A 24,749-nucleotide genomic window follows, 5' to 3' on the forward strand; every position below is an offset into this window, starting at 1 on the left:
CCATGTCTGCACCGGGCAGGGAGAGCGAGAACAGCAGGGACACCAGGGGTGGGGACAGCAGCGGCGTGAACAGCACGGCCTGGGACCGCCGCTCCGTACTGCGAGCGGCCGGAGGGCTGGCCGCGCTGGGCGCACTCAGCGCCTGCGGCTCCAACACCGGCCGCCCGGTGGGCGGTTCGTCGGGCAAGGGCCTCACGCAGTATTTCCACGCGTACGGCGAGGCGGGCACCGAGCAGGCGATCAGGCGCTACGCCAAGGACTTCGGCAAGGCCGAGGTGACCACCCAGTGGATCACCGGCACCAACTTCGAGAGCAAGCTGTTCTCGGCGCTGCTCTCCTCCGACGCACCGGACGTCTTCGAATTCCACCCGCAGATCCATATGGTGAAGGCGCGTCAGATCGTGCCGCTCGACGACATCATCGCCCCGGTCAAGGACGACTTCCACGCCGCCGACATCGCCTCCCACACCATGGACGGCAAGATCTGGGGCATCCGGATGATCGACGACCCCAAGTTCCTCTACTACCGCAAGTCGCTGCTGGAGAAGGCCGGCCTGGAGCCGCCCACCACGCTCGACGCGCTCATAGAAGCCGCCGCCAAGCTCACCACCGACAAGGTCAAGGGCCTCTACCTCGGCAACAACCTGTCCGACATCGCCCGCCCGATGGTCTGGTCGTCCGGCGCGGAACTGCTCACCCCCACGAACGAGATCGCCTACCACACCGACGAGCTCGTCACCGGACTGCGCACACTGCGGACCCTCTTCACCAGCGGCAGTCTGCTGCTGGACGCGCCCGCCGACTACTGGGACCCCTCCGCGTTCAACCAGGGCCTGACCGCCATGCAGTGGTGCGGCATGTGGGCCATGCCCGCGATCCAGAAGGCGCACGGCGACGACGTCGGCATCATCCCCTTCCCGAAAGTCACCGACACCGGCAGGCCGTCGCTGATCAACGGCGGCTGGTCGATGTTCGTCAGCTCCAAGGCCAAGGACGTCGACCTGGCCAAGGAGTACGTCAAGTGGCTGTGGCTCGACCGGACCGACTACCAGCAGGACTGGTGCCTCGGCTACGGCTTCCACATCCCGCCGCGCAAGTCCCTCGCCGCGAAGGCCGACCAGCTCAAGCAGGGCCTGGCGGCCGAAGGCGTCGCCCTGTCCGAGCGGTACGGCCACTACGACAACCCCGCCTTCACCCAGGCCATGCTCAACGCCCTGGAGGGCGTGATCGCCGACTCCGTACGCGACGACAAGGACCCCGAGGCCGCGCTCGACACGTGCGACAAGAAGGTCCGCCGCGAACTCACCACCCTCTTCGGCTGACATGGCCCGCACATCCGTCAACAAGGCCACCGCCCGTAGCTTCTGGCTGTTCACCGGGCCGTTCCTGATCGGCCTGATCGTCTTCGTGTACGTGCCGATCGGCTGGAGCGCCTGGCTCAGCCTCTTCGAGGCACGCTCCACCGTCACCCCCACGACGTTCGTCGGCCTGGACAACTACGTCCAGATGCTCACCGACGAGGCGTTCGTGGACAGCCTGGTCACGTTCACCGTCTTCGCCGCGATCGTCACCCCCGTCACCTGGGCGTTCTCGCTCACGCTCGCACTGATGGTGAACCGGCTGCGCTTCATGCGGGCGTTCTTCCGGTCCGTGTTCTTCCTGCCCACCGCGTGCAGCTTCGTCGCGGCCTCCCTGATCTGGAAGATGTCGGTCTTCAGCGGGGTCCGGTTCGGGCTGGCCAACACCGTCCTCGGCTGGTTCGGCATCGACAACATCGCCTGGCTGGCCTCGCCCGACCCGCCGTGGTACTGGCTGGTCATCGTCACCGTCCGGCTGTGGCTCCAGTCCGGCTTCTACATGATCCTGTTCCTGGCGGCCCTGCAGAACATCCCGCCGTCGCTGTACGAGGCCGCCGCCATCGACGGTGCCGAGCGGGGCTGGCAGACCTTCCGGTACATCACGCTGCCGCAGCTGCGCGCGACCTCCACGGCCGTGATCCTGCTGCTGCTCATCGCCGCGTACCAGGCGTTCGACGAGTTCTTCAACCTCCTCGCCAAGACCACATGGGGCCGCCCGCCACTGGTGGAGCTGTACTTCACCGCGCTGGGCGAGAACCAGGACTACGGGCGCGGCAGCGCGGGCGCGCTGATCCTGACCGTACTGATCTGCGTCGTCACCCTGCTCCAGGGGAAGTTCCTGGGATTCGGCAGGGGTGAGGAGGAGAAATGACCACCGTCACCGGGCCGGCCGCGCGCCGGCGCTCCGTCCTCGCCGACACCGGTCTCTACCTGGCCGTCGGCGTCTGCGCCCTGCTCTTCCTCGTTCCCTTCTATCTGATCGTCCGCAACGCGCTGTCCACGGACGCCGAGATCACCGGCGAGAACTGGCAGTTCTTCCCCACCGACATCCAGTGGGGCAACATCGGTGAGCTGTTCAGCGACCCGACCGTGCCCTTCGCCCGCTCCCTGCTGAACTCGGCGGTCGTCGGGGTCCTGCACACCATCGGCACACTGCTGGTCAGTTCGCTGGCCGGCTACGGTCTGGCCCGCATCCCCCACCGGCACGCCAACAAGGTCTTCTTCCTGGTGCTCGGCACCCTCATGGTGCCGGCCGCCGTCACCTTCGTACCGAGCTTCGTGCTGGTCTCGTCGCTGGGCTGGGTGTCGAGCCTGCGCGGGCTCATCATCCCCGGGCTGTTCAGCGGCTTCACCTGCTTCCTGTTCCGGCAGTTCTTCCTCGGCTTCCCCAAGGAGCTGGAGGAGGCGGCACGGGTGGACGGGCTCGGCCACTGGGGGGCGTACTGGCGCATCGTCGTGCCCAACTCGCTGAACTTCTTCGCCGCGATGGCCACCATCACCTTCATCAGCGGCTGGAACTCCTTCCTGTGGCCGCTGGTCATCGGCCAGGACCAGGAGGCGTGGACGGTGCAGGTCGCACTGTCCTCGTACATGACCAACCAGACCGTCAACTTCCACCTAATCTTCATGGCCACCGCCATTTCCCTCCTGCCGCTGGTCTTCGTGTTCCTCTTCCTCCAGCGCTGGCTGGTGCAGGGGGTCGCGCAGACCGGTATCAAGGGCTGACCTAGGAGACCGATGTCCTTCCCCTCCAACCTCTCATCCGCCGAAGAGGTCCCGGACGTCTCGTACGTCGAAGACGTCTCGCCCGGCACCGGGGCGCTGCCACCGCGCGCCTGGTACGCGCAATCGGACGCCGCCCGCCTGTCGCTGAACGGGAGGTGGCGGTTCCGGCTGTCGGCCACCGCCGACGCGCACGACGCGTCGTTCGCCGCGCCCGGCCACGACACGTCAGGCTGGGACGAGGTGACCGTGCCCGGCCACTGGGTGCTCCAGGGCCACGGCACGCCGATCTACACCAATCACCTCTACCCCTTCCCGGTCGACCCGCCGCACGTGCCGACCGAGAACCCGACCGGTGACCATCTGCGGGCCTTCGACCTGCCGGCGGACTGGCCGGCGGACGGTGACGCCGTGCTGCGCTTCGACGGGGTGGAGTCCTGCGCGAAGGTGTGGCTCAACGGCGAACCGCTGGGTGAGTTCAAGGGGAGCCGGCTGCCGCACGAGTTCGCGGTGGGGCCGCTGCTGAAGGCGCGCGGAAACGTGCTGGCGGTGCGCGTCCACCAGTGGTCCTCCGGCTCGTACCTGGAGGACCAGGACCAGTGGTGGCTGCCCGGCATCTTCCGGGACGTGACCCTGCTGCACCGCCCAGCCGAGTGCGCCGCCGACTTCTTCGTCCACGCCTCCTACGACCACGTCACCGGCAGCGGCACGCTGCGGGTCGACGCGGAGGTGCCCGGCCGGGTCACCGTGCCCGAGCTGGGCATCGACACCGCGACCGGCGCGCCCGTGACCGTACCCGTCGAACCGTGGACGGCCGAGACGCCCCGCCTTTACGCGGGCGTGCTGGCCTCGGGCAGTGAGCGGGTCGAGCTGCGGATCGGCTTCCGCACGGTCGCCCTTCGAGACGGTCTGATCACGGTCAACGGCACGCCCGTCCTCTTCCGGGGCGTCAACCGGCACGAGTTCCACCCGGAGACCGGGCGGGCCCTGGACGCGGCGACCATGCGCCAGGACCTGGAGCTGATGAAGCGCCACAACATCAACGCCGTCCGCACCTCCCACTACCCGCCCCACCCGGCGTTCCTGGACCTGTGCGACGAGCTGGGGCTGTGGGTGATCGACGAGTGCGACCTGGAGACGCACGGCTTCGTCGAGCAGGGCTGGCGCGACAACCCGGTCGACGACGACCGCTGGACACCCGCGCTGCTAGACCGCGCCGCCCGTATGGTGGAGCGCGACAAGAACCACCCCTCGGTCATCATCTGGTCGCTCGGCAACGAGGCCGGGACCGGGCGCGGCCTGAACACGATGGCCGAGTGGATCCGGGGCCGCGACCCCGAGCGGCTGATCCACTACGAGGGCGACCCCGACTGCCGCGACACGGACATGTACTCCCGGATGTACGCGAGCCATGCCGAGGTCGAGGAGATCGGCCGGGGCCTCGACGGCGGGACGACCAGGCGCCGCGCACTGCCGTTCATCCTCTGCGAGTACGCCCACGCCATGGGCAACGGCCCCGGCGGTCTCGCCGACTACCAGCGGCTGTTCGAGGCTCACGCGCGCAACCAGGGCGGGTTCGTCTGGGAGTGGATCGACCACGGTATCCGGGACGAGCGGTACGGCTACGCGTACGGCGGTGACTTCGGCGAGGAGCTGCACGACGGGAACTTCGTGTGCGACGGGCTGCTGTTCCCCGACCGTACGCCGTCGCCGGGCCTGGCCGAGTACAAGAAGGTGATCGAGCCGGTCCGCATCGAGGGCGACGGGGCCGGGGGCACGGTACGGATCGTCAACGGGTACGACTTCGCCGACCTCTCGCACCTGGCCTTCACGTGGTCGTACCAGCTGGACGGCGAGACGGTGGCGCACGGCCCGCTCACGGTGCCACCGCTCGCGGCCGGTGAGTCGGCCGAGGTGAAGCTGCCGGCGCCGCCGGACGCCGGGCGCCCCGGGGAGAGCCAGTGGACGGTACGGGCGGTGCTGGCCGCCGACACGGCGTGGGCGCGCGAGGGCCACCCGGTCGCGTGGGGGCAACTGCCCGTGGCGCCCGGCGCGGTGGCGCCGGCCGTCGCCGGTGACCGGCCGGTGCGCGGCGATGGGCGCATCACGCTCGGCCCGGCGTCGTTCGACGCCCGCACCGGTGAGCTGCGAACCCTCGGCCCGGTGGAGGTGACCGGGCTGCGGCTGGATGTGTGGCGGGCGCCCACCGACAACGACAACGGGGCGCCCTGGCAGCCCGATCCGCGCTTGGGGCCGCTGTGGCGGGAGCTGGGCCTGCACCGGATGCGGCACCGGCTGGACGCGGTGGAGGCGGGTGACGACGCCCTGACCGTACGGACGAGGGTGGCGCCCGCGGGGCGTGACGTCGGGCTGCGGACCGTCTACCGCTGGACGTCGGACGGGGAGCGGCTGCGGCTGACCGTGTCGGTGACGCCCGAGGGCCGGTGGGCCGTGCCGCTGCCGCGCCTGGGGATCCGGTTCGGGCTGCCCGCGTCGTACGGCTCGGTGCGCTGGTTCGGCGGCGGACCCGGTGAGGCGTACCCGGACACGCGGGCCGCCTCGATGCTGGGCCGCTGGACGGCGGAGGTGGACCGGTTGCAGACGCCGTACGTGCGGCCGCAGGAGAACGGTGCCCGCGCGGATGTGCGGTGGGCCGAACTCAGCGGCGCCGAGGGCGCGTTGCGGATGGAGGGCGACCCGGCGTTCTGGTTCACCGCCCGCCGCTGGACGAGCGAACAGCTGGACGCGGCCGGGCACCTGACGGACCTGGTGCCGTCGAGCGAGACCGTGTGGGTCAGCCTGGACCACGCCCAGCAGGGCATCGGCTCGCAGTCCTGCGGGCCGGGCGTGCTGCCCGGGTACCAGCTCATGGTGGCCCCCGCGGAGTTCTCGTTCACGTTCACCGCCTAACCTCGGCGGATGATCAGTGACGCCGCGCTGTGGTACCGGTTCGCCGCCCTGCTGCCCGAGCCCGAGGCCACCCATGTGAGGGACTGCTGGAACACCGGCGAACCGGAGGCCGGGCTCGACGCGCTCGTGTCCGGCCTCCAGGCGCACCAGGTGGTGGTCAGCGAGACCACGCTGGTCGAGATCGCGGTGATGGCGCGGGAGTGGGGCATGGCGGACGTGCTCACGCCCCGGCTCCTGTGCTGCGCCGCGGTCCGCAGCGACGAGGACGACCCTCCGCTGCGGCTGATCGAGCACCCGGACGCCCGGCCGCTGCCCGCCCGGGGCATGGCCCACGTCCTGGTGCCGTGGATCGGCTGCTCCCGGTGCGGCGGGGTGCTGGCCCGCGCGCACGCGGTGGAGCCCTGGGGTGGGCTGTCGTTCCTGCCGCTGCACTACGCGGTCCTGGACCCCCGGCCCGCGCCGCCGCGCCTGTTCGGCCCGCAGAGCCCGTGGGCCGCGCTCACCGCGCTGCGTTCCGCCTGCCCGGCGCCCCCGCGGACACACCGGCAGGGGCACACGCAGGCGCAGACGCACATGGCGTGACGGTCACCGGCCGGGGGCCATCTCCCCGGCCGGTGACGCCGGCGCCTGGGCCCGAGCCGGTCAGCGCACCGACCGGCCGAGCAGGTTTTGGGCGCTCAGTTCGGCGGCGACCAGCCGGGCGTACTCGGTGGCGCCGCGCACCGAGGTGTGGGTGTTGTCGCGCTTCTCGTTCGTCAGGTAGAGGGCCTTCGACGCCTCCGTACCGAGCGCCTCCACCCGTGCCTTGGTGAGCGCGGTGAGGTCGACCAGCGGGGTGCCGAGGCGCGCCGCGAGGGCGCGGATCTCCGCGGGGTGGTCGACGCCGAGGCCGTTGACGAGCAGGGCGGTGCCGTTGTTGAGGGTGCCGTCCGCGCCGAACCAGCGGCGGACGATGGGGGTGACGAGGACCGGCCGGCCGCCCTCGGCGCGGACGCCGTCGACGAGCGCGGTGAGGTTGGCGCGGTAGGTGGCGGCGTTGGTCTGCTTGTCGTTGTGGGCGAGCTGGATGAGGACGAGGTCGCCGCTGCGGATCTTCTCGCGGACGGTGGGGAAGAGGGCCTGGTTGGCGAGGAAGCTGACCGTGCTCTCGCCGGAGTCGGCGTAGTTGGCGACGGAGGTGCCGCGCGTGAGCAGGCTCGGCAGGTGCTGCCCCCACCCGGCGTACGGTTCGCCCGGCTGGTCGCAGACGGTCGAGTCGCCGATGAGGACGACCTGCCGGGCGCGCGGCGCGGGGGTGACGCGGATGGCGGAGAGGGCCGGGGCCGGGCCGCCGAAGGTGAGGTCGAGGCCGGGCGTGCCGGCGGGCCCGGTGGGTTCGCCTTCCGGTGTGCGTACGTCGACGGTGAAGGCGCGCCGCACCCGCTCGCCCGCCGCGGTGGCGGTCTCGGGCAGCATGGCGCGGCGCGTCTCGGCGGTGACGGAGGTGGTGGCGGGGCTGTCGCCGCCGAGTGTGAGGGTGACGTCGTACGTGCCGGGGGCGACGTCGAAGTGGCAGACCACGGGCGCGGTGCCGGTGCAGTTGTCGATGCCCTGGCCGTACGGGGCGGGGGCAGGGACAGGGTCGGGGTCCGCCGCCCGGGCCGGGAGCGCGGGCAGCGCCGCGAGGGCGGCCAGGGCGGTGACGAGGACGGCGGGATGTCTCTTGCGGGTCATGTGTGGGGCTCCCTGTTCGGTGGGGGGTGTGTCAGGTGCCGCGCTTCCACTGCTGGTTTGCGGCGCCGGTGCAGCTCCACGTAATGATCTTGGCCGAGTTGGCGGTCGACGCGTCCGACACGTCCAGGCATGTGCCGCTCGCCCGCGAGGTGAGGGTGAGGTGACCGGTGGCAACGGGGGTCACCTTCCACTGCTGGGCGGCGGACGGCGGGCCGGCGCAGGGCCGCTGCTCGACGGCGCCCGTGGTGGCGTCGCGGGTCAGGCACAGCGAGCTGTGCCGGGCCATGAGCTGGACGTGGCCCTCCCCCGCGTCCTTGAACCAGAACGTCTGGTTGCCGCCGCCGTTGCAGGTGTACTGGGTGAGCGCGGCGCCCTCGGCGAGCGACTGCGAGGGGATGTCGGCGCACTTGCCGCTGTGCCGGGCGGTCAGCGTCTCGTAGGGGCCGCCGCGACCGGTCACCGTGCCCGCCTCGGTGTCGATGACCAGCTCGGGGTACCAGTCCATGGTCATGGTGGTCGAGGTCGGGAAGGACAGCGGGGCCCAGACGTAGCGGGAGTCGTTGACCTTCTGCCCGAAGGAGTTGCCCCAGCGGTCCCCCAGGTAGAGGTACGAGGTGGCCCGGGTGCCCTGCACGGGCAGCACCCACGCCGTCTGCGAGCCGTACGCCGTCGCGTCGCCGATGTCGGCCATGGCGCTCCACGGCCCGGCGGGTGAGGTGGCGGTGGCGTACTTCTGCTGGTTGGGGTTCCAGCCGGTGGCGCCGGAGGTCAGCATGAAGTAGACGTCGCCGCGCTTGAAGAGGGCCGGGGCCTCGCGGTGGCCGCCCGGCCAGGGGTTGGCGACGAGCGCCGCGACCCGCGTGTAGTCGGCGGTGAGCCGGTAGATGTGCAGGTCGTAGTTGTCGCGGGCGGCGGAGACCATGTAGCCGGTGCCGTCGGAGTCGGTGAAGAGGGTGATGTCTCGCGACATGTGCCGGTCCAGCGGCCGGAAGGAGCCGCGCCAGGTGTAGTCGCCGTCGACGGTGGCGGAGGTGGCGACGGCGGCGCGGGCCTCGCTGTAGTCGGAGCCGTTCTCCTTGTGCATCCACATCACGAACTGCCCGGTCCGCTGGTTGTGGACGACCTTGGGGCGTTCGATGTTGGCGACGGCGAGCTCGGGGTCGCTCGCCTGCGTCAGCACATGGTTGCGGAACTCCCAGTTCTTCAGGTCCCTGGAGCGGTACGCCGAGACGTACCGGAAGGTGTTGTCGGCGTTGCGGTTCTCGCCGAACCAGTAGTAGTAGGCGCCCACCTTGAGGACACCGCCGCCGTGCGCGTGGACCGGCGCGCCCGCGAGGTCGGTGAACTGGGTGCCGTTGACGACGGTGACGGGCGCGGCCTGGGCGGGGGCGGCGGTCATCAGCGCCCCGGCGAGCGCGAGGCAGAGGGCGAGCAGGGCCGTCCGTATCCGGGAGGTCACGCGTTCTCCCTGAGGACGGTGAAGTGGCGGGCGAAGCCGGTGAGTCCGGGCAGCTGCCGGATCGGGGTCCAGGTGCGCAGTCCGTCGAGGCTGTCGCTGTAGTAGTACCTCTTCTCGGCGTAGCCGTCGAAGTAGGCCCGCCAGCCGCCGTTGGGCAGGCGGACGAGCGCGGGGCCCTCGCGCCAGCTGCCCCAGCCGGCCCAGTCACCGGTGCCGGTGAAGGTGTAGGGGCCCGTCAGGCGGTCCGCGACGGCGTGCTCCAGGTACTTCGTCGTCTCCTGCTTGGTGATGGCGTGGTATGTGCCGCCGTGCCGGACGACGAAGGTGTCGATGTAGTTGGACCGGTCCAGGCCCGCGAGGGGCTTGGGGCTGGTCCAGTAGCGCAGGGTGCGGTCGGTGGCGGTGAGCAGGTGGGGGCGGAAGGTGTAGGTGTTGGTGGTGTCGAGGGAGACGATGACGTGGGTGGAGCCGTCCTCGTCCACGAACCACTCGGGTGCCCAGGTGCGGGCGAGGCCGGTGGTGGGCAGGGTGTGGTTGGCGACGAACTGCCAGTTCACCCGGTCCTTGCTGCGGGCGAACCCGATGGTGTTGCCGGTCCAGTTGGTGGTGTGGACGATCCAGTAGTGGCCGTCGGTGTGCTTGATGACGCTGGGGTCGCGGATCAGACCGGTGGGCGGGGTGTAGGCCGGTCCCTTCAGCAGGGTGTACGTGGTCGCGTCCCCCGACTCGTACACGTACATATTGGATTCGCTGCTGTTGGTGAACGCGGTCATCGTGTAGCGCGTGGCCCTCACCGCCGCGGGCGCGGGCCGGTCGGCGACCGGGATGCCGAAGTCGGGGGTGCCGTCCGGGTTCCAGCCCAGGCGCTGGATGCGGGTGTGGCGGTTGGGGTCGTGCAGCGGGTCGCCGCTGATCTCCTTGTACTGGCGGGCGTGGTAGACGAGGACATCGGTGCGGCCGTCCTCGGCGACGGTGAAGGAGTTGTGGCCGGGGCCGTACTGCTGGGTGGAGTCGTTGCTGGTGAAGACGGGCTCGGGCGACTTGGTCCAGGACTTCGGGTCCATCAGGTCGCTGTCGGCGTCGGCGGTGAGCAGGCCCATGCAGTAGTTGCTGTCGGTGGCGCTCGCGGAGTACGTCATGAAGACGCGGCCGTTGCGGTGGAGGAACGAGGCTCCCTCGTTGACCTTGAAGCCGACGCACTCCCAGTCGTACTCGGGCGTGGTGAGCCGGACCTGCGGGCCCGTCAGCGTCCAGGGGTTGGCCATCCGGGACAGGAAGATGCCGGTGTTGTTGGCCATGCCGGGCTCGTGCTGCGCCCAGGCGAGGTAGCGGTTCGTGCCGTGCGTGAAGGTGGTGGCGTCGAGGGAGAAGGTGTCCCAGGCGGTGGTGATCCGGCCCTTCTCCGTCCACGTTCCCTTGAAGGGGTCCTTGCTGGAGTTCTCCAGCACCCACATGCGGATCTTCCACACATCGTCAGCGGGCGCGGCGGCGAAGTAGATGTACCACCTGCCGTCGATGTGGTGGATCTCCGGGGCCCAGATGTGGGCGCCCATGTCCCCACTGGCGTGCTTCTTCCAGATCACCGACTCCTCGGCCTTGGCGAGACCGCGCAGCGTGCGCGAGCGGCGCAGGATGATCCGGTCGTACTCGGGGGCGGTGGCGGTGAAGTAGTAGTGGCCATCCGTGTGGCGGTGGATGTGCGGGTCGGCGCGGTTGCGGACGAGCGGATTGGCGTACGCGGAGGACGCGTCCGCGCCGGCGGAGGCGCCGGCGAACGGCGCGGCGACCGGCGCGGCGTTGGCGACGCCGGGCACGGCCGTGAGGGCCCCGGTGGCCAGGGCTCCCTTCAGGAGCAGCCTGCGGGTGGGAGGTGTGTCATCGCGGCTCATACGGTGGAACCTTCCCTGGTGGTTCGTAATACCGAACACCATCTGCGATACCGAACGGCGAAACGGTAAGGGCGACTTGGGAGGAGGTCAACGGGTCGGGAGGGATTGCCGTCGCGTACGGGGCGATCGGTGCCCGTCCGGGCCAATGACCCCGCGACGGCGCGACCGGTGGAACGGCTTCCGCTAGCTTCGGGCCCATGAGCAGCACATTCATGGAGGCCCTGACCGCCGGCTCCCCCGTCGTCCTCGACGGCGGACTGTCCAACCAGCTGGAGGCCGCCGGGCACGACCTGAGCGACGAGTTGTGGTCCGCACGGCTCCTCGCCGAGCGGCCGGAAGCGATCGTCGACGCGCACCTCGCGTACTACGAGGCGGGCGCCAACGTCGTCATCACCTCCAGCTACCAGGCCACCTTCGAGGGGTTCGCCCGCCATGGCGTCGACCACGACCGGGCGGCCGAACTGCTCGCGCTGAGCGTGGAACTGGGGCGTGAGGCCGCCAGGCGCGCGGAGGCCAAGGCTCCGGGCCGCCCGCTGTGGGTCGCCGCGTCCGCCGGACCGTACGGCGCGATGCCGGCCGACGGGTCGGAGTACCGGGGCCGCTACGGGCTGAGCGTCGAGGAGTTGGAGCGGTTCCACCGCCCGCGCCTGGAGGTGCTGGCCGCCGCCCGCCCGGACGCCCTGGCCCTGGAGACCGTGCCGGACGCGGACGAGGCGCGGGCCCTGGTCCGGGCGGTGCGCGGGCTGGGCGTACCGGCATGGCTGTCGTACACCGTGGCCGGGGACCGGACGCGCGCCGGGCAGCCGCTGGCGGAGGCGTTCGAGGTCGCGGCCGGCGCCGACGAGATCGTCGCCGTGGGCGTGAACTGCTGCGCTCCCGAAGACGCCGACCGGGCGGTCGCGCTGGCCGCCCGCGTCACGGGCAAGCCGGTGGTGGTGTACCCGAACAGCGGCGAGGAGTGGGACGCCGAGGCGCGCGCCTGGCGCGGCCGTTCGACGTTCTCGGCGGAGCGGGTGACCGGCTGGCAGCGGGCCGGCGCGCGGCTGATCGGGGGCTGCTGCCGCGTGGGACCCGACACGATCGCCGAGCTGGCGGTCAGGCTGGCGTGAGGCCCATCCGGAAAGCGCTTACCAAACCCCCGTCCCATCCCTTGACCGGACCACCGCAGGACGATCACGATTCCCCTGCCGCCCGTGCCCACCCCCTTGGAGTGATGCGATGCCGACCGTGCGCCCCCGCCGGCGGCCGTCCGCCGCTCTCGCCATGAGCGAGGACGCGGCAGCGGCAATCTTCGGACCGGACCTGACGGACGGCACGGCCGCACTCGCCGCCGTCTGCGACCTGGCGCCCCCGCCCGTACTGGACGACCTGACCACCGACCGGGCCCGTGCCGTGCTCGCCGGCACCGAACTGCTGGTCACCGGCTGGGGCTGCCCGCCCGTGGACGAGGCCGTGCTCGCCGCGGCGCCCCGGCTGCGGGCCATCGCGCACACCGCCGGCAGCGTCCGCGCGCACGTCACCGAGGCGTGCTGGGAACGGGGCGTCGAGGTGTCGTCGGCGGCGGCCGCCAACGCCCTGCCAGTGGCCGAGTACACGGTCGCGATGATCCTGCTGTCGGGCAAGCGCGTCCTGGAACGCGCCCGTGCCTACCGGGTGGCGCGCGCCCCGGAGAACTGGCTGCGCACACCTCATGACCTGGGCAACTACGGGCGTACGGTGGGGATGTGCTCCGCCTCGCTGGTCGGACGCCGGGTCATCGAGCTGCTGCGCCCCTACGACCTGCGCGTCCTGCTGTACGACCCGTACGTCGATGACGACGAGGCCGCCGCGCTCGGCGTACGGAAGGTGGGCATCGAGGAGCTGTTCGCGGCGAGCGACGTGGTGAGCGTGCACACGCCGCTGCTGCCCGCCACGCGGGGGCTCGTCAGCCGCCCACTGCTCGCCGCGCTGCGCCCGGGCGCGACGCTGATCAACACCGCGCGCGGCGCGGTCGTGGACCAGCAGGCCCTGACCGAGGAGGTGACGGCGGGCCGTATCCACGCCGTGCTGGACGTCACCGATCCCGAGGTGCTGCCGCCCGCTCACCCCCTGTGGGAGTGCGAAAACGCCCTGCTGACCCCGCATCTGGCCGGTTCCCAGGGCAATGAGTGGCGGCGGCTGGCCGAACTGACCGCGGGCGAGGTCGCCCGCTGGGCCGCAGGCGACGGTTTCGCCCATCCCGTACGACGCGAGAGGCTGGCGTACCTGGCATGAGCGACCCTCTGCGGCTCCTGCGACTCCCACCGGACGACCGGGCGCTGAGCCCGCACACCGGCTTCACCCGGGCCCACTGGGAGGCCGCCGCCGATGGCCTGGTGCGGGCCGCCTGGCGCTGGGCGACCCCCGGCGGGGCGCTGCTGGACCTGCCGGGGCGGCCGTCCGTCTCGGGGGTGCGCTCCGATGGCCTGGAGGGGTACGCGCGCACCTTCCTGGCGGCGGCGTTCCGTGTCGCGGGCGCCGGCGGTGAGGACCCCCACGGTTTCCTCGGCCGGTACGCGGACGGGCTCGCGGCCGGGACGCGCACGCCCGGCCGGGAGGACACCGAGTCGTGGCCGCTGATCCTCGACCACCATGTGCAGGGCCAGCCGATGGTGGAGTCGGCGTCCGTGGCGCTCGGGCTCCGGCTGACCCGGCCATGGCTGTGGGACCGCCTCGACGGCGGCGTGCGGGACCGGGCCGAGGCGTGGCTGCGGGGCGCGCTGCGGCACACGCCCGCGCCGAACAACTGGTACCTGTTCCCGCTGTGCGTGGCCGGGTTCCTGGAGTCGGTGGGGCGCGGCGACGCTCATACGGCGCGGGCCATCGACCGGGGCCTTGAGCTGCTGGAGAGCTGGTACCGGGGTGATGGCTGGTACGCGGACGGCGACGGCCGCGCCTTCGACCACTACAACGGCTGGGCCCTGCACCTGTACCCCGTCCTGCACGCCCATCTCGCGGGCGACAAGGCCCTGCTGGATCTGTACGGGCCCCGGCTGCGCGAGCATCTGGAGGGCTTCTCGCTGCTGTTCGGCGGCGACGGGGCGCCGGTGCACTTCGGGCGGTCGCTGTCGTACCGCTTCGCGGCGGGCGCGGCGGTGGGCGTCGGGGCGCTGACCGGGCACACCCCGCTCGCCCCGGGCGTATCGCGGCGGCTGCTGAGCGGCGCCCTGCGGTACTTCCTGGACCGGGGCGCCGTCGACGCGCGTGACGGGCTGCTGTCGCTGGGCTGGCACGGGCCTCATGAGGCGACGCTCCAGCCGTACTCGGGCCCCGCCTCGCCCTATTGGGCCGCCAAGGCGTTCGTGGCGCTGCTCGTCCCGGCGGACGACCCGCTGTGGACGGTACGGGAGGAGGCGGCGCCCGCCGAGGGACCGGACCGGGTGCTGGCGCTGCCCGCGCCGGGGCTGCTGGTGCAGACGACCGGCGCGGACGGCATCGCGCGGCTGCACAACCACGGCAGTGACCATCTCCGGCCGCACGAGGGCGAGTCGGCCGCCGTGCACGACGTGCTGTACGGCCGGCTCGCCTACTCCACGCGTACGGGCCCGACCGCCGCCGCCAACGCGCCCGACAACCACCTGTCGGTCGAGGTCGGCGGGGTGGCGTCGGTACGGTGCCGGGTCCGGGCGCTGGGGGCCGGTCACGGTGACGGCTGGGGGTGGGCGGCCTCCTGGCACCGGCCGGTGTTCCCGGCGGGGCCGCCGATGGTCCCGGGGCTGCGCGCGGAGAGCGTCACGGTGGCGCGCGGCCGCTACGAGCTGCGGGTGCACCGGGTGACGGGCCTGCCGCCCGGGGCCCGGATACACCTGTCGGGGTGGGCGACCGGCCCGGACGAGGCGCCAGCTGTCGACGGGCAGCGGGGACTTCGCGGGCACGGCCTGGTGTCGCAGTTGGAGGGCCTGCACGGCTGGGAGGGCCTGGAGCGGCTCCGCGCGCCCCAGGGCACGGCGTTCACCCGCTGGGCGACACTGCCCCGGCTGAGCGCCGGACCGTACGACGGCGGCGGCACGGCGGTGCTGGTGGCGCTGGCGTCCCTGACGGGCACTCACGACCCGGCCGGCCTGGCGGGTATGGCGGCGGTGGAGCGTGCCGACGCGGAGGCGGTCGAGGTGCGGTGGGCGGACGGCGGGGCGGTCACCCGGGTCGCCTTCGCGCCCCTGGCGGTCGCGCACACCGTGTAAGGAGCGTTCAAGTCCGTGAACTCCCCGCTCTTCACGGTCGGATGAGGCAGCCCGTACTGTAGAAAGCGGTTACCGAAACGTTGCCGCGACGCACCGACGCCTGGAGGGGAACGCGATGGGACGTACCGTGAGCGCCGCCGGGCCGACGCTGGCGGTGGTCGCCCGGGAGGCCGGGGTCTCCGTGCCCACCGCCTCCAAGGTCGTCAACGGCCGCGAGGACGTGGCCCCCGAGACCCGCCGCAGGGTCACCGAGGTACTGAACCGGCTGGGCTACGTGCGAAGGCCCCGCCCGGGCACGGCGCGCACGTCCGGCCTGGTGGACCTCGTGCTGCCCTCGCTGGAGCGCTCGTGGCCGGGCGCGGTGGTGCACGGAGTGGGGCAGGCCGCGCACGACGCCGGGCTGGAGGTGGTCGTGTCGGCGGGACCGGCGCGGGCCGGGGGCTGGCTGGACACGTTCGCCGGCCGGGGTTCGTCGGGGGCGCTGTTCCACCTGGCGGAGCTGACCGCGTCCCAGCACGCCTGGCTGGCCCGCCACCGCGTCCCGTACGTGATGATCGACCCCGTCACCGGACCGCCGCCAGGCGCCGTCTCGGTCGGTGCGAGCGACTGGCAGGGCGGGAGGACCGCGACCGAGCACCTGATCGCGCTCGGGCACGAGCGGATCGCGGTGATCGGGGACTGCCGGGGCGACCTGTGCCGGGGCGCGGCGGTGGCCGGGTACCGCTCGGCACTGGTGGCGGCCGGCCTCCGCAGGCGACCCGAGTACGTGCGGCACGGCGAGCCGGACGAGGCCACCGCGCGACGCCACACGCGGGAGCTGCTGGCCCTGCCCGAGCCGCCGACGGCCCTCTTCGTCTGCTCGGACGCGATGGCCCTGGGGGTGTACGAGGCCCTCGCCGAGCGCGGGCTGCGGGCGCCGGACGACATCAGCGTGGTGGGCTTCGGCGACCTGCCGGAGGCCCGCTGGGCCGCACCGGGGCTGACCACGGTGCGCCGCCCGCTCTCCGAGATGGCCTCCACCGCGCTGCGCCTGCTGGTCCGCCTCATGGCGGGCGAACGCCCCGAGGGCACCCGCACGGAACTGTCGACGCGCCTGGTGGTGCGGGCGAGCACGGCCGCCCCGGCCGGGGTCGGCCGGTTCGGCTGACGAGCGGCGCCGGCCACGCGACTGTGGCCCGCGCCGCCGCCGCATGGGTCCGGGACCGGGGGCGCGGCCCGCCCCCGGTCCCGGTGTGAGGCTCAGCGCGGCAGCTTGTCGCCGATCAGTGCCAGGTTCTGAATCGCGGCGAGGCCGAACAGGGCCGTGGTGTTGGTGCTGATCCACAGGTGCTCGTAGCCGGGTTCGAGGACGGCCGGGCCTTCGAGCGGGGTTTTGTTCCACGTCATGGCCGTGGTGTAGCCGTCGCTGCTGAAGAACTTCTGCCAGGCGCGCGCCGCCAGCTTGTCGTCCTTCAACCGCACGGCCGCGTAGGCGTCCTGGCGCGAGTGGCCCTGGAAGAGCAGCAGGTTGCCGAAGTGGGAGCCGTAACGTGCCGCCTGTTCGGTCTTGGTGGCGTTGAAGTAGCGGCAGTAGTCCAGCCACGCCCGCGTGAACGCCGGCATGTCGATGAGGTCGATGAGCTCGGCGCACATCTCGACGAGCCCGAACATGGCCGACAGGTGGGAGACGCCGACGACCGGCTTGTCCGCGACCGCGAAACGGCCGGTGTCCAGGTCGTACAGGCCCGTGCCCTGGACGAAGCCGTTGGGCTGGGCGGCGATGGTCTCCATGGTGGAGCGCAGCCGGGCCTCGGCCTTCGCCGCCTGGGGGCCGCGCCTCTCCCACTCGGTCAGCCAGGCGGCCGCCAGGCCGCTCCAGTCGGTGCCGAAGCCGATGGACAGGGCGTGGCGGTCGGGGGTGTACGGCTCGGTGCGGATCTTGCGGATGGGGTCGAGGACCAGGAACGTCTCGTCGGAGTCGACCAGGTCGCGCATCAGGTCGCCGACGCGTTCGTCGGCGGTGAGGAAGTAGTAGGGGCGGCGGTAGACGGCGGTGGAGATGCGCTGCTGCTTGGCGCTGTCGGCGAAGTGCTGTACGCCGTGCCGGGTGCCGAGCCCGGCCCACTTCCCGAGGTGGTAGACGTCGACCTCGCCGGTGTGCCGGGTCATCGCCTCGGCGAAGCGGAAGATGTCGCCGCGACCGGAGCGCAGGTAGGCGTACCAGAGCCACAGGTCCGGCGAGAGCTCGGAGTTGTCCCACGCGTAGCCGCCGACGTCGTACCGCCACTGGTGACGGTCCTCGTCATAGGTGTGCATGATGTCGCCGTAGTCCCAGAAGCCGTACCAGCGGCGCTGCTCGACCTGGTCCTTGTAGTACGTGAAGAGGAAGTCGAGCTGGTCCTCGATCCTGGCCTTGGCGGCGGTGGAACGGTCGACGGGGGCGAACAGGCCGCCGAAGACCCCGGCCCTGGCCAGGTCGCGCGCGGACGCGGCGAGCTGCGGCGGGGTGCGGACGGCGGCGGCCTGGGCGACGAGCGCCTCCGCGCTGGGGGTGGCGGCGTTGGCCCAGAACATCAGCTCGCTGGTGCGGGCGATGCCGTACGGGGTGCCGAAGCCGGGCTCGTAGTCCTCGTAGGTGATGTTGAGGCCTTCGAGCTGCTCGGGATGGGTGTCCTGGCCCATGCCGTCGTGGTAGAAGCGCAGGTCCATGGGCTGGGCTTCGGGTGACCAGAGCCAGAGGGTGACCTCGGCGGCGTCTTCGGCCGCGCCCCGGATGTCGAGCTGGGCGGGGTGCTTCTCCCAGAAGTCCCGCAGCCCGAAGGACAGTCCGCCGCTGACCCCGCCGACGTATCCGAAGCCGCTCGCCCGGCCGCCGCCTCCGGCGGGTATCCAGCCGTGGTCCGCCTTGGTGCGCTTGCGCAGGGTGAAGCCGTCGGCGGACAGCTGGGCGAGGGTGTAGTCGCTCCAGGTGGGGATGTATCCCAGGCGGCTGGTGACACGCTGGTCCCAGGTGGCGGGGTCGGGCAGCTTCTGGCCCTTGACCTGCGCGGTCCGTACGGCGGCGCCGGGGTCGCGCCGCAGGCCGGTGATGCCCTGGACGGCCTCGGTGAGGAAGCCCTTGCCCTCGCCCGCGATACGGATGTGGCGGTCGTAGGCGGCGTCGCGCATGGGGACGGTGAAGCGGACGCCGAGGCCGCGGATGAAGTCCTTCCGCTGATCGCCGTCGTAGGTGATGGTGTGGACCATCCGGAACGACTCGGCGCCCGCGTAGAAGTACAGCCGCACGCTGAACGGCAGCCAGCTGCGGCTGCCCTTGCGGTGCTTGCCGTCGACGCGGACCACCGCTCGCACCGGGCCGCGCTGTTCGACGACCGCGCCGCTGATCTCGCCGTCGAACCGCTCCCACTTGGCGTTGCCCTGGTCCCCGTCGTCCAGGTCGCTCTGCCGGAGCAGGACGAGCCGTCCCTCGGTGGCGATCGTTGTCCCGCCCCGGGTGACGGACTCCACGAGCTTCTCGCCGTCCTTGGAGACGACGGCCTTGACGGTGCCGGTGTCGATGGTGATCCGCCGGCCGGTCTCGGTGACGGTCACCTGGCGGCCGGCGGGGGCCGGGGTTCCGGCCGTGAGGGTGAACTTCTCGGCGCCGGCCGCCTCGGGGCCGACCGCGTGGGCGGTCCACTTGAGGGAGCCGTCCGGCCAGTAGGCGGTGGCCCAGGTCTGTACGGGGAGGCTCGCGCCGCCCTCGGTGGCCAGGGCGAACGTCTGGCCGGCCGGGTGGGCGCCCTTGGGCCACGGCACGCCGAACGTGGAGCCGGGCGCGGCACCGAGGCCGCCGGCCTCCAGCCACCCGACGCTCACGGGCGCGTCACCGGCCGCGGCGTCCGGCGCTTCAGCGGCCTGGGCGGCGCCCTGGCCGAGCGCCCAGCTGAACTGGGCGGCGGCCCCGGCGGCTGCGGCGGCCTTGAGGAGACCTCTGCGGGGGATGGGGGACATGGAAGGTTCCTTTCCATGGGGCTTGTCGGGTGCGCCACGGGTCCGTGGCGTCGGGTGGGTTCCGCCGGTGGGACGGGTCGGGGGCCCCGGCGGGCGCGCCTCCTCGCCGGTCGGCGGCCGTAGGTCCCGCGGGGGGGGAGCTCTTCGGACGCCGCCAGCCCCTGTGGGGGCGACCCTGTCCGCCCCCTTGCGCCGTTTCTCCCTAGGCGTCCGCTCGCTGCTCTACCGCGAGGGCCGCCGCCGTCAGGATCCCCAGCGCGGGCGCCGCCAGGGGCGGGGAGAACCACATGGACGCCGCGATCACGGCGAACCCGCAGACCAGCGCGAGCGATCCGGCCGGGTCCCTCACCGTCCGGCGGGTGGCCGAGGTGAGGAGGGGACGCCACGGGGCGCCCGGGTGCCAGGCCACGGCCGCCCGGAGGCCCGCGACGGACAGGGCGAGCAGGGCCAGTACGCCCACGGCGCCGGCGAACGCGCCGCCCGGGAGCCCGCCGGCCCGTACGACCGCGATGTCCGCCCACACCAGGGCGAGCGCCGCCCAGCCGGTCAGGCCCGCGAGCAGGCCGCCGTGGCGGGCGGCGGCGCGCACGTCGGTGGCGAACTCGCGCAGCCCGCCCGGCTCGTGGGCGAGGTGGCGGCGCAGGTGGGCGGAGCCGGCGGCGAGCGCCGCGGGCAGGGTGACCAGCGGCAGCGACGCGAGGGCGATCCACACTCCGGTGAGCAGGCACTCGGCGAAGACCCCGAAGCGGACGGCGCGCACCGGCTCAGCCCTTCAGGCCCGAGGTGGCCATACCGTCGATCAGGTAGCGCTGGAAGGCCAGGAAGAACAGCAGCACGGGCAGCAGCGCGACCAGCGACATGGCGATCATGCTGCCGTAGTTGGCGACGCCGTCCTGGTCCACGAACATCTTCAGGCCGAGCGAGACGGTGTACTTCTCGGGTTCGTTGAGGTAGATCAGCGGGCCCATGAAGTCGTTCCACGCGTTGATGAAGGTGAAGATCGCGCTGGTGATGAGCGCGGGCCGGCACAGCGGCAGCACGATCGACCAGTAGATCCGCAGGTGCCCGCAGCCGTCCAGCCGGGCGGCCTCGTCCAGCTCCTTCGGCAGGCCACGCATGAACTGCATCATCAGGAAGACGAAGAAGGCGTCGGTGGCGAGGTACTTGCCCAGGAGCAGCGGGGTGTAGGTGTTGATGAGCTCCAGCTTCTGGAACATCACGTACTGCGGGATGAGCAGCACGTGGTACGGCAGCAGCAGCGTGCCGATCATCAGCGCGAAGAGCACGCCGCGCCCGGCGAACCCGATGCGGGCGAAGGCGTAGGCGGACAGGGAGCAGGAGATCAGGACGCCGACGACCGAACCGACCGCCAGAAGGAGGGAGTTGCCGAAAAAGGTGGAGATGGGGATGTCGGCGATGCCGTCGGCGAGGCGGCTGTAGTTGTCGGTGATGGGGTTCGCCGGGAACAGTTCCAGGCTGCCGACGATCTCGTCGTTCGGTTTGAACGAGCCGCCGATCACCCATACCACGGGGTAGAGCACCACGGCGAGGACCGCCAGCGACCCGAGGTGCCAGGCGAGCGATCCGGCGCCGCGCCGGCGGAAGGTGGTCAGCGCGGTCATCGGGCGGCCTCCTCGTAGTGGACCCAGCGCCGCTGGGACCAGAACAGCACCGCGGTGACCAGGCCGACCGCGAGCAGCAGCATCCACGCCATGGCCGAGGCGAAGCCCATCCGGCTGTTCTCGAAGCCCTGGACGTAGAGGTAACAGGTGTAGACGAGGGTGGCGTCGGCGGGACCGCAGGTGCCGCCGGCACCGCCGAGGATGTACGCCGAGCCGAAGATCTGGAACGAGTGGATGGTCTCCAGCAGGACGTTGAAGAAGAGGACCGGCGAGATCATCGGCAGGGTGATGTGCCAGAACCGCCGCCAGGTGCCGGCCCCGTCGACCTCGGCCGCCTCGTACAGCTCGCGCGGTACCTGCTTGAGCCCGGCGAGGAAAATGACCATGGGGGCGCCGAACTGCCAGACGGTCAGCGCCACCAGGCTGTAGATGATCCAGTCCGGGTCGCCGGTCCAGCCGCCGACGTCCACTCCGAACAGGGCGCGCTGCGCGCGGTCGACGATGGCGTCGTCCGAGAAGATCGCCTTCCAGACGATGGCGATGGAGACGCTGGCGCCGATCAGCGACGGGGCGTAGAACGCGGCCCGGTAGAAGGCCTGTCCGCGCCGCTTCTGGTTGAGCAGCAGGGCCACGGCGAGGGCGGCGGCGAGCTTCAGCGGGGTGCCGACGACCACGTACCAGAGCGTCACCTCGACCGACGTACGCCACCGGGGGTCGGCGAACATGTCGGTGAAGTTCCTCAGGCCGATCCACTTCGGCGTGTCGAAGAGGTTGTAGTCGGTGAAGGCGAAGTAGAGCGAGGCGACCATCGGTCCCGCCGTCAGGAGCAGGAATCCGGCGATCCAGGGGGACATGAACAGGTAGCCGGCGAGGTTGTCGCGGCGGCCGCGGCGCCGGACGGCGGCGCGCGTGCGGCGCTCGCCGCCGCCCGGGCCGTACCGCGGTACGGAGCCCTCGTCCCCCTCGGTCAGGGGCTGCGCCGCGGTGGTCGGGAGGTGTGTCACGGTGGTTCCCATCAGGAGCCGAGCGCTGTCTTCGCCTCGGTGAAGAACTGCTGGACCGCTTCGTCCACGGACCGCTTGCCGAGCCCCACGTCCTCGGCGACGCGCAGGAACGCCGCCTCGCAGACGTCGGCGCCGGCGGGGTGCGGGGTGATGGGCTGGAGGACGCGCGTCTCGACGAGCTGCCGCTCGTACGCGGCGATCTTCTTGTTGACCTCGTCGGTCGGCTGGAACGCCTCGTACTGCTCGGTGGTGGCGGGCACCCCCCGGTCGTAGCCCATGATCTTGGCGACCTCGGGGTCGTGGACCATGAAGTCGATGAACCGGGCGACCTCCTTGGGGTGCTGGGTGCGCCGGGAGCCGCTGAGCATCAGTGAGCCGAGGTACTGGCCGGTGGTCTTGCCGTCCGTGGTGGGGATGGGGGCGAGGCCGTACTGGCTCTTGCCCTCGGAGGTGTAGCGGATGGTGAAGTTGTCCCAGGTGAACTCGGAGGCGGCGATCTCGGCGGCGACCGCCGACTTGGGCCTGATCTGGGCGACCTTCTTGGGGTCGGCGTAGACGCCGGACCTCACGCCCTGAAAGCCCTTGGTCCACCAGTCGACGAGGTCCGCCTCGGTGAAGCCGAGGCCGTCCTCGGTGAAGAACGCCTTGCCGTTCTGGCGCAGGAAGAGGTCGTAGAGGTACATCACGCCGTAGAGGCCGCTGTCGCCCGCACGCCCCTGGGTGTCGCGGATTCTGGCCATCGCGTCGTGGTACTCGTCCCAGGTCCAGCCGGGCTTGGGGCTGATACCGGCCTTGGCGAAGACGGGCTGGTCGATGACGAGGGCCATGGAGTTCGAGCCGACGGGGACGCCGAGCAGCTTGCCGTCGACCCGGCCGAACTCCTCCAGGCCCGCGCGGAAGTTGTCCATGCTCAGGTTTCCCGCCTCGACCTGCTCATTGAGGTCGAGGAGCACGTTCTTCTCGTCGTACTTGCGCAGGAAGCCGATGGCGTTCTGGAAGACGTCCGGCGGATTGCCGCCGGAGGCCTGGGTGTTGAACTTCTTCCAGAAGTCCAGGTAGGGCTGGAAGTCGGTCTGGACCTTGATCTTCGGGTGTTTCTTCTCGAAGAGCGCGATCGTCTGATTGATGCGCTTGGCGCGGTCGTCGGACCCCCACCACGCGTACCGGATGGTGACGGTCCCGTCACCCGAGCCGCTTCCGGAGCCGCAGCCCGCCGCCGTGAGGCCGAGGGCGGCCATGGAGCCGCCCGCCATCTTCAGCAGGCTGCGCCGGTCAACAGTCCCATTCGTACGCACAGTTCGTCCTCCAGCGCGCATGGATCGCCGCGTTCTTCGTCCGTTGAATCGTTTTAGGAAAGCGCTTGCCGGGACAACGTAAGGAGCCTCGCGGGCAACGTCAACGGTTCGGACGAGATCTATGCTGTCGGCTTCGTCGCGGCCCTTTGCGGGGAGCGACGCCCCGGCGGCCGGGGGCAGCGCGTGTGAATCGATTCATCGACTCGGCGGATGTACGGGATCGTGACGTCCGCCGTGCCCGCCGCGTTGTCCGTCTCATGGAAGAGACGAACAGTCAAGAGGGACGGGCCGTGACCGTGGGCGTGGTGGTCGCGCGCACCGGGCGGCTGGCGCGGCTGGGCGATCCGCTCGCCTACGCCATGGAGCTGCTGGCACCGAAGCTGCGCGGGCTGCGGCTCGTGGGCCGCGACAGCGGTTCCAGCGCGGAGGGCGCACGGAAGGCGGTACGGGAACTGGTGGAGGACGAGCGGGCGCGGATCGTGCTCACGCTGGCGGGTACGGAGGTGCTGCCGGCCGTCGCCGACGCCTGTGAGCGGGTGGGGGTTCCGTGCCTGTCCAGCACCTTCCCGTGGCAGGTGTACTACTACGGGCGCGGCGCGACGCCGGAGCGGCCGCCGCGCTGGACGTACCACTTCTGCTGGGGCCTTGACGACATCGCGGAAACCTTCGCGGACCTGTGGGAGGCGGCGGGCGGCACCGGCCGTACGGTCGGGTGCCTGTGGAACGACGGCCCGCAGGGCGAGTGGTCGCGCCACCCCGAGCACGGCTTCCTGCCCGTGGCACGCGCGCGTGGGCACCACGTGGTGGACCCGGCCGGGTACCGGGAGCCGTCCGCCGGGTTCGACGGCCACCTGGCGGCGTTCCGGGAGGCGGGCGTGGACATCGTCACGAGCGCCGCGACCGGCGCGGATCTGGGCCGCTTCCGCCGCGAGGCGGCCGAGCAGGGCCTGCGGCCCCGGCTGCTCACCTGTTCGCGGTGGCTGGCCTATCCGCCCGTGGCCACGGCCGCCGGTCAGCCGCCCCAGGCGCATGTGGCGACGCTCGTCTACTGGACCCCGGCCCACCCCTACCGCTCCTCCATCGACGGCATGACGGCCGCCGAGCTGGCCGAGGCGTACGAACGGAGCACCGGCAACCAGTGGCTCCAGCCGCTCGGGCTCGCCTACGCGCTGTTCGAGGTGGCCGCGCACGCCCTGGCCACGGCCGACGACCCCACCGACCCCGCCCGTGTCGCGGCGGCGCTCGGCGCGACCCGCCTGGAGACCATGGCGGGCCCGCTGGACTGGACGTCCGGTCCGGTGCCGAACATCGCCACGGTGCGGCTGGCAGGCGGCCAGTGGCAGCGCGGCCGCCGCCACCCGTACGAACTGGCCGTCGTCCACAACCGCCGGGTGGACGGCCTGCCGGTCGACGGCGAGCTGCTGCCGTTGCGGGGGTGACGGCCCGGGGCCCCCGGAGCGAAGGCTCCCGGGCGGGCACGCGCCCGCTCGGGGGCCGCCCGCCCGGGGGCCGGCAGCCGTGGGCCCGGCAGCCCTGCGGCCTAGCTCGCCCTTGGGGACGATCACCACGCCCTTGCGGTTGAACAGGTCCGAGACCGACCCCGGGT

General features: G+C 71.9%; 18 protein-coding genes and 1 pseudogene. 10 read left to right on the top strand and 9 right to left on the bottom strand.

All coding sequences use genetic code 11. From position 1 onward, the window contains the following. The first annotated feature begins 2 nt into the window (after positions 1-2). From QWM81_RS27035 to QWM81_RS27055, 5 genes are read left to right on the top strand one after another with little or no spacing between them, the layout of a single operon-like run. Entirely contained in the window at positions 3-1,322 is a 1,320-nt protein-coding gene (locus QWM81_RS27035; protein ID WP_435372464.1) for an ABC transporter substrate-binding protein, read from the top strand. A 1-nt stretch (position 1,323) separates the two neighbouring features. Beyond that, positions 1,324-2,229 (top strand): carbohydrate ABC transporter permease, encoded by a 906-nt coding sequence (locus QWM81_RS27040; protein WP_290114998.1) that lies wholly within the window; start codon positions 1,324-1,326, stop codon positions 2,227-2,229. Beyond that, positions 2,226-3,083, top strand: coding sequence for a carbohydrate ABC transporter permease (locus QWM81_RS27045; protein ID WP_290114999.1), 858 nt, complete (start codon positions 2,226-2,228; stop codon positions 3,081-3,083). The genes QWM81_RS27040 and QWM81_RS27045 overlap by 4 nt, the downstream gene beginning before the upstream one ends. 12 nt (positions 3,084-3,095) lie before the next feature. Beyond that, positions 3,096-5,990: a glycoside hydrolase family 2 TIM barrel-domain containing protein gene (locus QWM81_RS27050; RefSeq protein WP_290115000.1), complete on the top strand. Its 2,895-nt coding sequence runs from the start codon at positions 3,096-3,098 to the stop codon at positions 5,988-5,990. 9 nt (positions 5,991-5,999) lie between these two features. Then, positions 6,000-6,572: a hypothetical protein gene (locus QWM81_RS27055; protein WP_290115001.1), complete on the top strand. Its 573-nt coding sequence runs from the start codon at positions 6,000-6,002 to the stop codon at positions 6,570-6,572. 60 nt (positions 6,573-6,632) lie between these two features. Here QWM81_RS27055 and QWM81_RS27060 read toward each other — a convergent pair whose 3' ends face one another. The 4 genes and pseudogenes from QWM81_RS27060 to QWM81_RS27075 all read right to left on the bottom strand — a co-directional run. Next, a complete protein-coding gene (locus QWM81_RS27060; protein ID WP_290115002.1) occupies positions 6,633-7,703 on the bottom strand; it encodes a rhamnogalacturonan acetylesterase in 1,071 nt (356 codons plus the stop codon). A gap of 31 nt (positions 7,704-7,734) precedes the next feature. Then, a complete protein-coding gene (locus QWM81_RS27065) occupies positions 7,735-9,102 on the bottom strand; it encodes an RICIN domain-containing protein (RefSeq protein ID WP_290115022.1) in 1,368 nt (455 codons plus the stop codon). Between the two features lie 56 nt (positions 9,103-9,158). Next, positions 9,159-9,935, bottom strand: a complete 777-nt coding sequence (locus QWM81_RS27070; RefSeq protein WP_353938351.1) for a glycoside hydrolase family 43 protein — start codon at positions 9,933-9,935, stop codon at positions 9,159-9,161. A gap of 24 nt (positions 9,936-9,959) precedes the next feature. Continuing rightward, positions 9,960-11,051, bottom strand: a pseudogene (locus QWM81_RS27075) (glycoside hydrolase family 43 protein); the annotation flags it as partial. Positions 11,052-11,248: 197 nt separating this feature from the next. Between QWM81_RS27075 and mmuM the strand changes: the two are divergent. The 4 genes from mmuM (at position 11,249) to QWM81_RS27095 (ending at position 16,397) form a co-directional block, all read left to right on the top strand. Next, on the top strand, positions 11,249-12,160 hold the full coding sequence (mmuM, locus tag QWM81_RS27080) for a homocysteine S-methyltransferase (protein ID WP_290115003.1): 912 nt from the start codon (positions 11,249-11,251) through the stop codon (positions 12,158-12,160). Positions 12,161-12,269: 109 nt separating this feature from the next. Next, entirely contained in the window at positions 12,270-13,304 is a 1,035-nt protein-coding gene (locus QWM81_RS27085) for a hydroxyacid dehydrogenase (RefSeq protein WP_290115004.1), read from the top strand. Further along, complete coding sequence (locus tag QWM81_RS27090; RefSeq protein WP_290115006.1) at positions 13,301-15,250, top strand: DUF2264 domain-containing protein; 1,950 nt, start codon at positions 13,301-13,303, stop codon at positions 15,248-15,250. Before QWM81_RS27085 ends, QWM81_RS27090 begins: the two co-directional genes overlap by 4 nt. Before the next feature lie 115 nt (positions 15,251-15,365). Then, on the top strand, positions 15,366-16,397 hold the full coding sequence (locus QWM81_RS27095) for a LacI family DNA-binding transcriptional regulator (RefSeq protein ID WP_290115007.1): 1,032 nt from the start codon (positions 15,366-15,368) through the stop codon (positions 16,395-16,397). A 92-nt stretch (positions 16,398-16,489) separates the two neighbouring features. Here the strand turns inward: QWM81_RS27095 and QWM81_RS27100 are convergent, their stop codons facing one another. The 5 genes from QWM81_RS27100 to QWM81_RS27120 all read right to left on the bottom strand — a co-directional run bounded on the left by QWM81_RS27100 (position 16,490) and on the right by QWM81_RS27120 (position 23,101). Continuing rightward, positions 16,490-19,222 carry an exo-rhamnogalacturonan lyase family protein gene (locus QWM81_RS27100; protein ID WP_290115008.1) on the bottom strand — a complete coding sequence of 911 codons (2,733 nt, stop codon included), beginning with the start codon at positions 19,220-19,222 and terminating at the stop codon, positions 16,490-16,492. 202 nt (positions 19,223-19,424) lie between these two features. Then, positions 19,425-19,982, bottom strand: coding sequence for a hypothetical protein (locus QWM81_RS27105; protein ID WP_290115009.1), 558 nt, complete (start codon positions 19,980-19,982; stop codon positions 19,425-19,427). Positions 19,983-19,986: 4 nt separating this feature from the next. Then, complete coding sequence (locus QWM81_RS27110; protein ID WP_290115010.1) at positions 19,987-20,844, bottom strand: carbohydrate ABC transporter permease; 858 nt, start codon at positions 20,842-20,844, stop codon at positions 19,987-19,989. Further along, entirely contained in the window at positions 20,841-21,860 is a 1,020-nt protein-coding gene (locus QWM81_RS27115; RefSeq protein WP_290115011.1) for a carbohydrate ABC transporter permease, read from the bottom strand. Before QWM81_RS27115 ends, QWM81_RS27110 begins: the two co-directional genes overlap by 4 nt. Beyond that, positions 21,860-23,101, bottom strand: coding sequence for an ABC transporter substrate-binding protein (locus QWM81_RS27120; protein WP_435372466.1), 1,242 nt, complete (start codon positions 23,099-23,101; stop codon positions 21,860-21,862). The genes QWM81_RS27115 and QWM81_RS27120 overlap by 1 nt, the downstream gene beginning before the upstream one ends. A gap of 332 nt (positions 23,102-23,433) precedes the next feature. Between QWM81_RS27120 and QWM81_RS27125 the strand changes: the two genes are divergently transcribed. Beyond that, positions 23,434-24,582, top strand: coding sequence for an ABC transporter substrate-binding protein (locus QWM81_RS27125; protein WP_290115013.1), 1,149 nt, complete (start codon positions 23,434-23,436; stop codon positions 24,580-24,582). Positions 24,583-24,749: the final 167 nt, after the last annotated feature.

The organism is Streptomyces ficellus (genome assembly GCF_030406405.1).
GTDB classification, from domain to species: Bacteria; Actinomycetota; Actinomycetes; order Streptomycetales; family Streptomycetaceae; genus Streptomyces; species Streptomyces ficellus_B.

What these genes read in the sequence shown, in the direction of transcription:
- QWM81_RS27120 (WP_435372466.1), bottom strand. Translation starts at nt 23,101, where the DNA reads ATGGCGGGCGGCTCCATGGCCGCCCTCGGCCTCACGGCGGCGGGCTGC.
- QWM81_RS27060 (WP_290115002.1), bottom strand. Translation starts at nt 7,703, where the DNA reads ATGACCCGCAAGAGACATCCCGCCGTCCTCGTCACCGCCCTGGCCGCC.
- QWM81_RS27090 (WP_290115006.1), top strand. Translation starts at nt 13,301, where the DNA reads ATGAGCGACCCTCTGCGGCTCCTGCGACTCCCACCGGACGACCGGGCG.
- QWM81_RS27040 (WP_290114998.1), top strand. Translation starts at nt 1,324, where the DNA reads ATGGCCCGCACATCCGTCAACAAGGCCACCGCCCGTAGCTTCTGGCTG.
- QWM81_RS27045 (WP_290114999.1), top strand. Translation starts at nt 2,226, where the DNA reads ATGACCACCGTCACCGGGCCGGCCGCGCGCCGGCGCTCCGTCCTCGCC.
- mmuM (WP_290115003.1), top strand. Translation starts at nt 11,249, where the DNA reads ATGAGCAGCACATTCATGGAGGCCCTGACCGCCGGCTCCCCCGTCGTC.
- QWM81_RS27050 (WP_290115000.1), top strand. Translation starts at nt 3,096, where the DNA reads ATGTCCTTCCCCTCCAACCTCTCATCCGCCGAAGAGGTCCCGGACGTC.
- QWM81_RS27110 (WP_290115010.1), bottom strand. Translation starts at nt 20,844, where the DNA reads ATGACCGCGCTGACCACCTTCCGCCGGCGCGGCGCCGGATCGCTCGCC.
- QWM81_RS27055 (WP_290115001.1), top strand. Translation starts at nt 6,000, where the DNA reads ATGATCAGTGACGCCGCGCTGTGGTACCGGTTCGCCGCCCTGCTGCCC.
- QWM81_RS27095 (WP_290115007.1), top strand. Translation starts at nt 15,366, where the DNA reads ATGGGACGTACCGTGAGCGCCGCCGGGCCGACGCTGGCGGTGGTCGCC.
- QWM81_RS27100 (WP_290115008.1), bottom strand. Translation starts at nt 19,222, where the DNA reads ATGTCCCCCATCCCCCGCAGAGGTCTCCTCAAGGCCGCCGCAGCCGCC.
- QWM81_RS27065 (WP_290115022.1), bottom strand. Translation starts at nt 9,102, where the DNA reads ATGACCGCCGCCCCCGCCCAGGCCGCGCCCGTCACCGTCGTCAACGGC.
- QWM81_RS27085 (WP_290115004.1), top strand. Translation starts at nt 12,270, where the DNA reads ATGCCGACCGTGCGCCCCCGCCGGCGGCCGTCCGCCGCTCTCGCCATG.
- QWM81_RS27070 (WP_353938351.1), bottom strand. Translation starts at nt 9,935, where the DNA reads ATGACCGCGTTCACCAACAGCAGCGAATCCAATATGTACGTGTACGAG.
- QWM81_RS27115 (WP_290115011.1), bottom strand. Translation starts at nt 21,860, where the DNA reads ATGGGAACCACCGTGACACACCTCCCGACCACCGCGGCGCAGCCCCTG.
- QWM81_RS27035 (WP_435372464.1), top strand. Translation starts at nt 3, where the DNA reads ATGTCTGCACCGGGCAGGGAGAGCGAGAACAGCAGGGACACCAGGGGT.